The following is a 13,191-nucleotide window of genomic DNA, read 5'->3' as shown; positions in this document are numbered from 1 at the left end:
ACGCTTGGACGAACGTCCAGTCCTCCCCGGAGAAGCCCATGCGTCATTGCCCCCTCGCCGCCGTCGCGCTGGGCTGCCTGTTGTGCTTCAGCGCAATCGGCGGCGCTCAGGCGCGCAAGGAAGCAAAGGGAAAGACCCTGACCGAGGTGCTGGCCGCGAGCGAGCCCTCCGACTGGCGGACGCTCGATCAGAACAACACGATGTACCTGGATTTCGCCGCGGGCCGGGTGATCATCGAACTCGCGCCGGGCTACGCGCCGCAGCACGTCGCGAATATCAGGACCCTGCTGCGGCAGCACTATTTCGACGGGCTCTCCATCCTGCGCGTGCACGACAACTACGTCGTGCAGTGGGGTGATCCGGACGCGGGTGAAAAGGACAAGGCGAAACCGTTCGGCGAGGCGAAGCGTTCGGTGCCCGGCGAGTTCTCCCAGGCCATCGCCGGGCAGCCGTTCGTGCGCCTGCCCGACGGCGACGTGTATGCGCCGCAGGTCGGCTGGTCGGGCGGTTTTCCGGTCGCGCGCGATCCAAAGCAAGGACAGACCTGGCTCGCGCACTGTTACGGCATGGTCGGGGTGGGCCGCGACAACGCCGCCGACAGCGGCAGCGGCGCCGAACTCTACGTGGTGCTGGGCCATGCACCGCGGCATCTGGACCGCAACGTGACCCTGGTCGGCCGCGTGGTTCAGGGCATGGAACTGCTCGCGGCACTGCCACGCGGCAGCGGCGCGCTTGGTTTCTACGAGAAACCCGAGCAGCGCATCCCCTTGAAACAGGTGCGCCTCGGCAGCGAACTGCCCGAGGCGCAACGCAGCCGCATCGAACTGCTGCGCACGGACACGCCGACCTTCACCGCGCTGGTCGAGACGCGGCGCAACCGCCATGACGAGTGGTACCTGACGCAGGCCGGCAAAGTGGAACTGTGCAATGTGCCACTACCGTCGCGGCAGCCGTGACCAGACGGCGCTACTGAATCATGCGGCCGCGGGGCCGGCCGCGGGGAGTACCGGCGCGGCCGGGACCGGCATGGGCCTCTCGCCGAGCAGCCGGCCCAGGTCGCGCAGTGGCATGGGCTTGCGCACCCATTCGATCTGCCATTCCGCCGGCGGACGGTCGTGCGGACCGTCTGGTGGGGATGCGCTGTGGATCAGGCAGCGCGGCGGCGCTTCCGGCGCGCATTCGGCGCGAATGCGGCGGATCAGATCGATGCCGTTTTCGTGCTCCAGATGCAGGTCGACCAGCAGCGTGTGCGGCGCGAACGCACGCCAGAGCGCGAGGGCCTCGGTAACGTCTGCGGCGACGCGGTGTTCGATGCCCAGCGCGTCGAGCTGAGCGCTGAGCAGTTCGCGGATCGCCGCGTCGTCGTCGACGAGCAGAACGCGGCCGTGCGGCAGCCCGACGGGTTCGAGTTCGGGTTCGGCCGGCGCGAGCGGCAAAACTATGCAGAACGCGAATGTGCTGCCGACACCGAGCCGCGTGTCGATCTGCAGCTCGCTGCCCATGATGCCGACGAGCTGGTTGGCGATGGACAGTCCCAGGCCCACGCCACGGCGGGTGCGTCCGCCGCCGCGCTCGAACGGCTGCAGCAGACGGCGCAGTTCATTTTCCGCGATGCCGGGTCCGGAATCGGTGATGCGGAAATGCACCTGATCCGGCCCGGCGCAGCTGGCCGCGAGCACGATGTCGCCGGCGGTCGTGAACTTCACCGCGTTGCCGAGCAGGTTGATGAGGATCTGCTGCAGCCGCGCCGCATCGCCACAGACGCGGGTCGGCAGCGCTGGATCGGTGTGCAGGCTGACCTGGATCGGACGATCGGCCAGCTCGGCACGGAACAGTCCGGCGACGTGGCTCAGCAGTGCCGGCAGGTCGAAGGGTTCGTCGCGCAGCGCGACGCGGTCGAGTGCCAGCTGGGCGTGATCGAGATAGTCCTCGGCGGTGCGTACCAGCTCGACCGAGGTCGAGCGCGCGGTTTCCAGCAGGCCGCGCGCGCGCCGGTCGTCGACGCGCTGCAGCGCCATGTCGATGAGGCCGCTGATCGCAGCCATGGGATTGCGCACCTCGTGCGCGGCCATCGCGAGCATGTCGGCGCGCGTGCGGTTGACCTGGTTCAGCACTGCGTTGAGCTGGCGCATCCAGCGCAGGCGCAGCGCGATGATCGCGGCCACCAGCACGACGACGCACAGGGCGGTGATCAGCGCGAGCGCGAACAGGCGCGTCCGCGTGCGCTCGCCGGCCTTGTCCGCCTCGGCCGCGCGCAGCAGTGCCGCCTGCAGTTCGCTGGCCTGGCGCAGCGAGCGGATCTCGGTTTCGCGCGTCTGCGTGTTGTAGTGCGCGTCGAGCTCGGCCACCGCCCGGGCGACCTCGCGACTGGACAGGCGGGCGTTGAGCTGGATGAGCTCGCGCGTCGCCGACAGCGCCAGCTCCAGCAGGCCGGCCTGCTCGGCGACCTGGGCCTGCGTCACCAGCAGTTCCGCGCTGATGCGGCCGAGCTCGAGCCGGTGCGCATCGGCCAGGGCCAGGTCGAGTACCGCCAGCGCCTCCAGTGGCTGTTTCAGCGTGGCGAGTGCCTCGGCGATGTTGCGGCGCGAGGAAATCGAATGGATCACCTTGTCGTGGGCCAGCTCATAGGCCAGCGCGCGGCGCGACGCAGCGAGCGCCGTGGCCGGCTGCCCCAGGCTCAGATAGTGCGAGGCGCTGTTGTCGTCCATCATGGCCATGCCGCCCTGGCTGCCCAGGCGCGCGTAGCGTGCGTGCGCGGCGCGTGCGAGGGGCAGCGCCCGTTTGGGTTCCCCCAATTCCCCGAACATCAGTTGCAGCAGGTTTTCGCTGCGCGCCAGGGCGTATTCGTCGTCGAGCCGGGCAAAGCCCGCGTTGGCGCGTTCGCAATGCGGCTGCGCGGCCTTGGGGCGCGTCGCAGTCAGCAGCAGGTCACAGGTTTCCAGGTCGGCCAGCGCGTTCCAGTAGGGCTGATCCAGGGCGCGCAATGCGGCGGTGGCCGAGCTGGCCAGGGCCAGGCCGCTTTCGATCTGTTCGCCTTCCAGTTGCAGGCGCGCGCGCACGATATCGGCCAGGGCAAGCGCGCTGGCACGGCCGCTGTCGCGGCCCAGGGCTTCCAGGCGATCAGCAATCGGCATCGCGCGTTGTGGCGAGAGCAACAGGGCCGCCGTTGCCATGTCCTGCAACAGACGTTCGCGTGCGGCGGGCTCCAGGTCGTCACGTGCGAGCAGGGCCTCGCCATGCCGCAGCGCTTCCTGCGGTGCGTCGAGCATGGCCGGGCGCAGGGGCGCCGGCGGCACGTCTGCCACTGCGAGGGCGAGCAGCGCGCAGCACAGCCCGGTCAGCACCGGTCAGCCTGCAGCGATCGCGCGAAGACGGTCATGGGGCGGCGGCGCCGGCAGATGGGACAACGCGTATTTTGCGCACAGCGCCAGTCGCGCGACAAATGGAACTTTTTGCACGCCATCGCCGCGCCACATGACGGCAGCACGGAATAGCCGGTGAAAGCAGCGGCAGGCTCATGCGGGCGGGCGGGGAACGACGGATTCGTCACTATTGCACATCTTGCGCCGGCCCGCCCGGCTGCAGCGCCGGCCAGACCTTTGGGAACCGGTCTGCCGAAGAACACCGGCAAGCGGCGCTTGCACCGCTCGATCGGGAAACGGGCAGGAGCCGGTTCCCGACAACCGGCTAGCCCGCCTTTCTCACACCCGTTCGTAGCGAGGCCGTCGAGACGCCGTCCTGATGCGCGCCGCGGACTGAGTGGCGAAGGCGTAGCCGACACTACGTCGAGCCGGCACGAGGGAGCAGCGCGCGTCGGGGCGAGCGAATCGGCGGCCGCAGTAGAAGGGGCGTGAGAAGTGCGGGCTAGCCCGCCTTTCTCACACCCGTTCGTAGCGAGGCCGTCGAGGCGCCGTCCTGATGCGCGCCGCGGACTGAATGGCGGCGAAGGCGTAGCCGACACTACGTCGAGCCGGCACGAGGGAGCAGCGCGCGTCAGGGCGAGCGGATCGGCGGCCGCAGTAGAAGGTGTGTGAGAGATGCGGGCTATAGTGACCAGGTCACGGTTCAGGCAGCCGTCTTGGCGTTGTGCTGGCGGATGAAAGCGCGCACGTCCGGATAGACCACCTCGCGCCAGCGCCGGCCGCTGAAGATGCCGTAGTGGCCGGCGCCCTTCACGGTGAGGTGGCGCTTGTGCTCGGCGGCGATGCCGGCGCACAGCGCGTGCGCCGCTTCGGTCTGGCCCAGTCCGGAAATGTCGTCGAGTTCTCCCTCGATGGTGAGCAGCGCGGTGCGGGTGATATCCGCCGGTTTGACGCGCTGGCCGCTCACGTCCCACAGGCCGCGCGGCAGCAGATGCTGCTGGAACACGGTGTTGATGGTGTCGAGGTAGTACTCGGCCGGCATGTCGAGCACGGCGTTGTACTCGTCGTAGAACTTGCGGTGCGACTGCGCGTCCTCGAGATCGCCCTTGAGCAGATCCTCGTAGAAGTCCCAGTGCGAACTCAGGTGCCGGCCCGGGTTCATCGCGATGAAGCCCGTGTGCTGCAGGAAGCCCGGATAGACGCGGCGGCCGTGGCCCGGATAGTTCGCCGGCACGTCGTGGATCACGCTGTTCTGGAACCACGATAGCGGCTTGGTCGTGGCGAGGTCGTTGACCTGGGTCGGGCTGCGCCGCGTGTCGATCGGGCCGCCCATCATCGTCATGCTGCGTGGCGTGGGCTCGCCGCTGGTGGCCATCAGCGAGATCGCCGCAAGCACCGGCACGGTCGGCTGGCAGACGGAAATCACATGCAGGTTCTTCGCGCCGATGTGGCGAATGAACTCCTGGATGTAGGCGACGTAGTCGTGCAGGTGGAACGCACCCTTTTCCGCGGGCACCATGCGCGCGTCGATCCAGTCGGTGATGTAGACCTTGTGGTCTTGCAGCAGCGTGCGCACGGTGTCGCGCAGCAGCGTGGCATGGTGGCCCGAGAGCGGTGCCACGACGAGGACGATCGGGTCGTCCTTGAGGTCGTCGACCGTGGCCGAATCGTCGGTGAAGCGCTTGAAGCGGATCAGGTTGCAGAACGGTTTGGCCAGCGCCGTGTATTCGACGATCGGCACTTCGTGGCCGTGGGCGGTCACGCTGCGGATCTCGAACGGCGGCTTTTCGTAGTCCTTGCCGAGTCGGTAGAGCAACTCGAAGCCGGCCGCGATACGCGGCGCACCGGGGACTTGCGACAGCAGCGTGCTCTTGTCGCTCCAGGTCTTGGCGCCGGCCTCGGCAAAATGGACCAGGGGGCTCATCAGAGACCGTTGCAGTTCGTGCAGGTGATACAGCATGGGTAAAAACCGGCAGGGGAGGAGGGACAACCATGGAATTGTAGTCTCCCTGGGCCAAAGCAAGCGCCATGCCGCCGGTAACAATTGGTCGCAATCCGCGGCTTTCCCGCTGCACCGGTCCGGCCCTGGGCCGTCGGCGGACGATGTCACGGCTCAGAACGGCATCAGCTTCAGGTCCAGGCTGCGCTCGGTGAGCCAGCCTGCGGCCAGCAGGCCGATCGCGACGGAGCCGCCGCGTAGCACCACGGACGGGTACAGCGCGGTGCGGCGCAACAGGTAGGCGAGCGGAATCAGCACGGCCACGAGAGCGAGCTGGCCGAGTTCCACGCCGACATTGAATCCGACCAGCGACAGCGCGAGCGCGCCGCGCGGCAGTTCGAGATCGGCCAGTACGCTCGCGAAGCCGAAGCCGTGGATCAGGCCGAAGGCGAACGCGATGGTCCAGCGACGCGAGGGCAGGAACGGCACGACGTTGTCGATCGCGGTCAGCAGCACCGACAGCGCGATGATCGATTCCACGAGTCGCGACGGCAACTGGACCATGCCAAGCGTGGCCAGGCTCAGCGTGACTGAATGTGCGAGCGTGAACGCGGTGACGATCGCGATGACCGTGCCGGCCGCGAGCGACAGGCGCGGCACGGGTCGCCATGCGCGGCCGTCGCGGACGAGTACTGCGGGGAGCAGCAGCGCGATCAGGAACAGGATGTGGTCGTAGCCGATCGCGATATGCACGATGCCGTCGCGCACATAACCGACGAAGGCCTGCCAGCGCGACGCGCCGCCCGGCTCGAAGGTCTGGCGCGGCCGCTCGCGCGACATCACTGCGCTGAGCACGGTGCCGCCGGCCGTTTCGAGCTTGAGCAGGCCGCGGTGCTGGGCGTCGATGTCGAACAGCGCGCTGTAGTCGACGCTCAGCGCGCCTTCGCCGCTGCAGGCCGCGGCGAGCGAGAGTACGAGATAGGCGCCGTCGCTGTGGCGGTCGATCGCATGATCGGTGACCCGCAGCGGGCACGGTGCGCTGGTTGACACGAGCAGTCGCGAGCTCGCGTAGCGGTCGATCTCTTCGCGGCGCGTGCGTACTTCGCCCCAGTCGATGCGGTCGTCGCGATTGCGATCGAGATCGAACACGCCGTCCAGGTCGCGCAGCGCAATATCCCAGCGACCGACGAGACGGTCGGCTTCGCGACTCAGGCTCAGATAGCTGTCGCTCGGCTTGTGCGCCGCCGCTGGCAGGCTGCACAGCATCAGCAGCAGACCAGCGATGCATTTCGCGAACGCACTCATGGTGCTGGCACGCCCTGCAGCAGTGGATCGAGTCGCACGTCCTGCAATCCCGTGCCGCGGACCCAGCGCGCGACCTCGGCAGCCAGGTCGGGCCGGTTCGCGGCGAGCGCCGCTTCAAGCGCGATGCGCGCATCGAGGGGTTCCTTCTGCACGGCCCAGCTGTCCCGCGCGAGATCGAGCGCAGCGGCGGGTTGCTGCGCGAGCGCGAGCCGGAAGCGCGACTCCTCACGGCGATGGACGCGGTCGCCGCGCTCGCGCAGTGCGTCGAATCGCGCTGCCAGCGCCTCGATGCCGGCGCGCGCTGCATCGGCATCGAGTGCGCGATCGGCCTGGACGCGGCGCAGCAGCAGTCCGTCGATCGGCGTGTCCGCGGCAATCAGCGCGGTCACGTCGGCGGCGCGGCCGCGGTCGAGCAGGAAATCGGCGTACGCGGACAGCGCGTAGCTGTCGGATGGATCCATGGCGAGACTCTGCCGGTACCAGTGCTCGGCGTCGTCGTTGCGGCCCAGGCGTTCCGCCAGTTCGGCCAGCAATGTCAGCGCCCAGGTCCGCACGGGGGTTGGCTGCGCGGTCAGGCGATCCTGCGCGACGATTTCCTCGAGTGCCGCATACGCCTGTGCGCCGCGGCCCTGCACCGCGTCGAGGCTGGCGCGACATACGGCACCGATGCTTGTGGCACCACCGGCGACGACGCGCTCGCAGCTGTATTGCGCGCCGGCAAGATCGCCGGTGACTTGCTGCAGGCTCGCCAGGTCGAGCCATGCCTGCGCGTGCCCGGGCTGCTGCGCGGTCACGCGCTGCAGGTCGGCCTTGGCCGCGTCGAATTCGTGGCGGTTCTGGCGGATCGCCGCGCGCAGCAGCAGCACCGGCACTGGCGGGGATTCCTGCGCCCACCAGGCGCCAAGCGTGGCCTGCGCCTGACCCCAGAGGCGCGGATCCGCCGCGGCGCGCGCACTGCTTATTTGCGTTTGCGCGAGTCGCACCGCGACGTCGAGGTTGGACGGATCGCGCGCATGCAGCTCGCGCAGTGCGCGCAGCGACGGGCTGGCCCCGCGTTCGCTGCTGCGCGGCAGGGTTTCGAGCACATCGCTGTCGCGCGCCGGCCGGTACGGCTCGGCGTGCGCGAGATGCGTGATCACCGCGCCGCACGACAGCATCGCGACGGCAATGGCAAAGGATCGCGACATGTAGGGAATTCCGAAGGAGACCGGGCCGCCGCTCGCGGCGGCGGCCCGTGCTGGTGCGATGAATGTCGAACTACGGCGCGACCGGATTGGCCGGCAGGCCGTTGGATCCGTTCGGCGAGCCCGGCAGCGGCGTAGTCAGGTAAGGAAACGCGTTGTCGAACTGGCTGTCCTCGACGAGCACGCCGTCGGTATACGGCAGTGCTGCGCTGGCCGGCTTGCCTGCGCCCGGTGGCAGCAGCACGCCCATGGCCACGCGCAACTCGATGTCGACGACGTCGTCGCCAGGACGGCGGCCGTTCGGGAATCCGGCCGGGTCACAGCCGGGATTGGACAGGGTCAGCGCGCCATCGACGAAGCAGGCCGCCGCGCCGAGGCTGTTCTGCTGGCCCTTGGGTGTGGTCGGCAGCGCGGTGTTGAGGCGGATCATCTCGGCCGGAACGCCGTTGAGTTGCCGGTTGACGCCGGTCACGCCGGTCAGGAACGCAGCGACGAGATCGCCACGCGGAAATACCGACGGCGCCTGCACGCCGGCCGCGCCGAACAGGATTTCGAGCAGCGCGGGCAATGTCGGATTGGTCACGTAGGTCGCGAACTGTCCGTCGTCCTTGGGCGAGCTGGCATTGAACAGGTCCTTGTCCTTGAGGCCGATGACGATCTCGTTGACGAGCGGCATGCCCAGGCGCGACACCTGCACCATGTTGCTGTTGACGATGACCTGCGACAGCGGATCGCTGCTGACCAGGCGCGATCGCGGCAGGCTCGCCGACGTCCAGGCGCCGATGACCGGATCGCCGTCGGTGATGCAGGCGATCGGCAGCTCCAGCGCGAGCGAGGTCACGTTCTTGCCGGCCGTGGCGTTGGTGCCGCCGGAACGGCTACCGATCACGCGCGACGCCGGGATATTCACGAGGTCGAAGATCTCGCCGAGGTTGACGCCGAAACCTTCCCGGCGCTGGCCGACGAACAGGCGACCCGGCACCGCGCAATCGGGTATCGATACGGCGTACCTGTGGCTGGCCGCGTACGCCGCATAGTCCGGGATCGACTTGGTGCCGATGTTGTCGACCGGTTTGGCGAATTCGGTGGCGTTGTCACTCGTGTTGCGCAGCAGCGCACCGACCGCCGTCGGCGTGCGCGGGCCGCGGATCTGGCTCACGGTGAACAGTTCGGCGTCATTGCGCGCGGAAGAATCCATCGCGTTGATCGGGCCGGCGTTGCGCAGCGGTATCGCCACGGTCTGGCCGCCGACCTGCAGCGCGATGTTCTTGAGGTCGTAGCGGAACTTGAAGCGATAGGTCAGATCTTCACGGGCATCGCCATTGTTGTCGATGTGGATTTCATAGAGGCCGTCGGGATCCATCGTGAAGTAGTTCGGGCCACCGTAGGCATCCTGCAGCGGGATGTAATTCGCGATGATGGTCACGAAGTCGCTGCGGCCCGGCTCGTAGCTGCGAAACACGTACAGATCAGTTCCGTCCATTTTTGGATATTGCGTGATCGTCGGTGCTTCGCGATGGCTCGATGCGTGCGCGGCCGGCGCTAAGGCGCCCAGGCCGGCAATCGCTGCGACAGCGAGCGCGAGGGTGGTGGAGCGAAAAGCTGCGTAGTGCTTCATGTCACACTCCTTGGTGAAGCGGTGGTGCTGGAATTTGCGGGGAAATGCCGCTGCCGGTCCTCGCCGGCAGGGCCGCAACGGCGGCACGTGGATGTACGGTGGACGACCCGCCGCGGATGCAAAAGAAATGCATCATCGTCTTTTTCACATGTACATCACGTCAGGCCGGATTTGCACTCAGAACGTGCCACGCAACGTCACGCGGAATTGGCGCGGCTCGATCGGATGGAAATGGATGTCGGCGACGGGCCCGATTTCGCCGGGCAGCTGCGATTCGTAGAAATACGTGATGTCATTGCTGCCGCTGTCGAACACGTTCAGTCCTTCGAGCGACAGCGAGAACGCGTCGGACAGCCGATAGCCGGCCTCGGCATTGACCACCGTGGTCGAGCGCGAGCGCGCGCTGCCGTCCTCGATCAGCGGAGCCGGTCCGAGGAAGCGGCCGCGCATGCCGCCGGACCAGCGACCCGAACCACTCCATTGCACGCCGAGCGACGCTGTGCGCTCGATCGCATTCGGTACGCGCGTGCCCGCGGGATTTGCGGCGCTGAAGCGCACGTACGAGCGCGAGTAGTCCGCGTCGACGATCCAGTTGTCCGCAGGCTGGTAATAGGCCGACATCTCCACGCCGTGGCGCGTTGCCGGGAAGCTGGGTTCGGTCGTGCCGCCGTCGCCGGCGAAGACCAGCTCCGAACCGATGTCGAGGCGCCAGGCGGCCACTGACAGCGCCAGCCGCGGTGTCGGTTTGCTGCGCAGGCCGAGTTCATAGCCGGTCGTCGGCACCAGCAGCCGTTGCGCTTCGGCTGCCTGGGTCGGATCGTTCGGATCGACGCGCAGCGTGCTGCCGCGCGCATCGTTGGAATGGAAGCCGCGTCCGCCGTTGAGGAATAGCTCGGTCGTGCGCCATGGCCCGAATACCAGGCTGAGCTTCGGACTCGCGCGACGGTCGGACGCATTGCCGGAATTCACCGCGATGCTGCTGTCGACGTCGGCGCGATACGCGTCGTAGCGCAGGCCGGCCACGCTGCGGAACCACGGATTCCAGCGCGCCGACCAGCTGACGAACAGGCCTGCCGAGCCTTCGCCGACGCTGTCCTCTCGTACCGTGGAGAACCGCTGCCGTGCCTGGGTGTGATAGAGGCCGACCGTGCCGATGTCGTCGTAGCGCGTATCGGCTCCGACAGCGAGTTCCTGTTCTACTTCGCCGCGTTTCCACTGTTGTACATATTTTGCCGTGCCACCGTAGTAGTTGCGCACGTCGCGCTGCTCGAACTCGTCGCCGCGCAGCGGATCATCGAGGAAATAGGTGAAGTTGGAAAACAGCCGCAAGTCGTAGCGCACGGCGTACGCGTTCAGCAGCAGCTGTCCCGTGGCGAGGGGCGCGTGATAGCGCACCGAAGCGGTATAGCGCGAGGTATCGCCGCCGAGATCCGGATCGATCTGGTCGAACGCATCGATGCGCCCCTGCGTCACGGCGCGCTGTGGGATCTGGTCGGAGGCATCCCAGCGACTGTCATAGGCTGCGACGTTGAACTGCAGGCCGCGCTCGTCGTCGCCGCGGCGATGCCGCAGCAGCAGCGACGCCTTGCGTGCGTCTTGCGGCTTCTTCCAGGGGCCGTCGTAGACACCGAGATCGACTGCGCCGATCCAGCTGCCGCCGGCACCGTCGCCGGATGCGGCGAGCAGGCTGCGGCCGTAGCCATTCTCGCCACCACTGAGCAGGTAGAAATCGTCGTCGAGGCGGTCCTTGTAGCGGATGCGCACGGCACCGGCCGAGGAAAAGTCGCCGTCTTCGGCGTAGTAGGGGCCTTTGCGGTATTCGATCGTATCGATCAGTTCCGGAATCAGGGCGTTGAGGTCGTTGTAGCCCTGGCCATGGCCGTGCGTGCGCAGGTTGTTCGGCACACCGTCCACCGAGGTCGACAGGTCAGTGCCGTGATCTAGATTGAAGCCGCGCAGGAAATACTGGTTCGCCTTGCCGTCGCCACTGTGCTGCGTCGCGATGAGGCCGGGCACGACTTCGAGTACTTCGGCCGGGCGCGACAGTGGGCGGTTCCCGATCTGCTCACTGGTGACGAGGCCGGCCGACGCGGCGTCGGCCTGGGCGAGTGCGTCGGGTTCCACCGTTTCGGCGACATGGATGGCACCGAGCTGGACAGCCGGCAGTCCGCCGGCGAAGACGTTCGCGACCGGAGCGAGCAGTAGCGCCACGCCGGTGAGGTACCGATCGATGCTTCGGCGCATGAGCTACTCCCCGGCCTCTGGTCGAGGGGCGATACGCGCAGAAGCGGCGAACAGATGCAGCGGCGTGCAAAATCTGCTCGAGGCAGCGAGGTCGATCGCTGAAGGGCCCTACTGTTCAACTGCACTGCCCTGACGCTGTTTCCTCAGATGGCGGCTGCGCAAGCTCACTGTTCCGCCCGTACAAACCGCAGTCAAAACTGTAGAAATGAATTTTGCTTGCACAGTGAACGAGTCTCCCATGTGCGAATCGCCGAGGTAGACTCGGTGCCGTGGCAATCGCGTGATTGTGCATTGCCACGACGGGGAGACAGCAGCAGCTTGCGCGGGTGCCGAAGCCGACGCGCGGTGTTGACGGGGGGCGGCGTGACGGTGAACCTGAAAGTGGCGCGCTCTACGTGCCTGGCCGCGGCAGTGTCGCGTCTGCCTCGCGTACGAACTATGGTCGTCGGCGCCGTCGGGGTCATTGCCGTACTGGTCACCGGTTGCGTCGCGCTTCCGGGCCTGAGACGGCCGGACATTGCGACATTCTCCGAGCGGTTCACGCTGCCTCCCGCGAACGATGCCAGTTCTGTACGCGTCCGCTTTGGTGGTGTTTCGACGCTGCTTTTCGAGGTGGATGGCGCGCCTGCGCTGATGACCGATGGATTCTTTTCGCGCCCCGGACTGGGCGCCATCCTCACTGCCAAGATTGGTCCGGACGCGGCCGCCATCAGCTACGGACTTGGGCAAATGGATGTGGAGGCGGTACCGCTGATCGTACCGCTGCATGCCCACTACGACCACGCCATGGACGCGCCATGGGTCGCGCTGAAGACAGGCGCGCGTCTGCTCGGCGACGCGTCCATTCGTAACATCGCGCGGGGATCGCCGTTGGCGGAGACGCGCGTTGACACCGTCACACCCGGAAAGCCGGTGGTCTTCGGCGAATGGACATTGACCTTCATTCCGGCCGAACACGCGCCGACACGCTTTCGCCTTCCTGGTGAGATCACCAAAGCGCTGCGCCCCCCGGCACGTGTATCCGAATGGCGCGAGGGCCAGCCCTGGACCTTGTTCGTCGAGCATGCGCCCGGGACGCACCGCGCGAAATCGTTTCTGGTGCACGCGAGCGCTGGATATCGCCCGGGAGAGATCGCGCGGGCACTGGCCGGACGCTGCGTCGACATCGTCTTTCTTGGTGTCGGCGGCGCGGGCCACCAGCGATCGTCAGAGCGCGAACGACTCTGGACGGAAACGGTTCGCGCGGCGAATGCGTCGCGCGTGATCCTGATCCACTGGGATGATCTCTTCCAGGGCCTCGACCAGCCACTCCGGCCAATGTCGTATGTGACCGACAACTTCGCCCGAACGATCGAGCATTTCGAACGGTTGGCGGCTGCCGACGGACGCGACCTGCGGCTACCGCCGGTGTTCGATCTGTTCGATCCCTATTCGGACCTGCCGGCGCAGCGAGAGCCGTGCTACGGATCAACGCTGACGGGAGCTCACCGTGACTGACGAAAAGCGAAGAAATGTCGATGCATTGCTTTGGGTCGAGGA

8 protein-coding genes are annotated in these 13,191 nt (G+C 67.3%); 2 read left to right on the top strand and 6 right to left on the bottom strand.

Annotated features, from left to right (window positions below; translation table 11 throughout):
- The first annotated feature begins 38 nt into the window (after window positions 1–38).
- Window positions 39–956, top strand: a complete 918-nt coding sequence (locus tag RUU78_RS05075; RefSeq protein WP_313914316.1) for a peptidylprolyl isomerase — start codon at window positions 39–41, stop codon at window positions 954–956.
- 18 nt (window positions 957–974) lie between these two features.
- On the opposite strand, the gene RUU78_RS05070 is transcribed toward RUU78_RS05075, so the two are convergent.
- The 6 genes from RUU78_RS05070 to RUU78_RS05045 form a co-directional block, all read right to left on the bottom strand.
- Entirely contained in the window at window positions 975–3,344 is a 2,370-nt protein-coding gene (locus RUU78_RS05070; protein WP_313914313.1) for a hybrid sensor histidine kinase/response regulator, read from the bottom strand.
- Window positions 3,345–4,065: 721 nt separating this feature from the next.
- Window positions 4,066–5,322: a polyhydroxyalkanoate depolymerase gene (phaZ, locus tag RUU78_RS05065; protein ID WP_313914311.1), complete on the bottom strand. Its 1,257-nt coding sequence runs from the start codon at window positions 5,320–5,322 to the stop codon at window positions 4,066–4,068.
- A 153-nt stretch (window positions 5,323–5,475) separates the two neighbouring features.
- Window positions 5,476–6,606, bottom strand: a complete 1,131-nt coding sequence (locus tag RUU78_RS05060; RefSeq protein ID WP_313914309.1) for a HupE/UreJ family protein — start codon at window positions 6,604–6,606, stop codon at window positions 5,476–5,478.
- Window positions 6,603–7,793, bottom strand: a complete 1,191-nt coding sequence (locus RUU78_RS05055; protein WP_313914308.1) for a hypothetical protein — start codon at window positions 7,791–7,793, stop codon at window positions 6,603–6,605. Before RUU78_RS05055 ends, RUU78_RS05060 begins: the two co-directional genes overlap by 4 nt.
- A gap of 70 nt (window positions 7,794–7,863) precedes the next feature.
- A complete protein-coding gene (locus tag RUU78_RS05050; RefSeq protein WP_313914306.1) occupies window positions 7,864–9,408 on the bottom strand; it encodes a DUF4331 domain-containing protein in 1,545 nt (514 codons plus the stop codon).
- Between the two features lie 177 nt (window positions 9,409–9,585).
- On the bottom strand, window positions 9,586–11,652 hold the full coding sequence (locus tag RUU78_RS05045; RefSeq protein ID WP_313914304.1) for a TonB-dependent receptor: 2,067 nt from the start codon (window positions 11,650–11,652) through the stop codon (window positions 9,586–9,588).
- A gap of 438 nt (window positions 11,653–12,090) precedes the next feature.
- Between RUU78_RS05045 and RUU78_RS05040 the strand changes: the two genes are divergently transcribed.
- Window positions 12,091–13,149 (top strand): hypothetical protein, encoded by a 1,059-nt coding sequence (locus RUU78_RS05040; protein WP_313914302.1) that lies wholly within the window; start codon window positions 12,091–12,093, stop codon window positions 13,147–13,149.
- The last annotated feature ends 42 nt before the right edge of the window (window positions 13,150–13,191 follow it).

Source organism: Tahibacter sp., from assembly GCF_032229445.1.
Classification (GTDB): domain Bacteria; phylum Pseudomonadota; class Gammaproteobacteria; order Xanthomonadales; family Rhodanobacteraceae; genus Tahibacter.
Note: the sequence above shows the minus strand (reverse complement) of the source record. Positions and strands in the feature narration are given on the sequence as shown.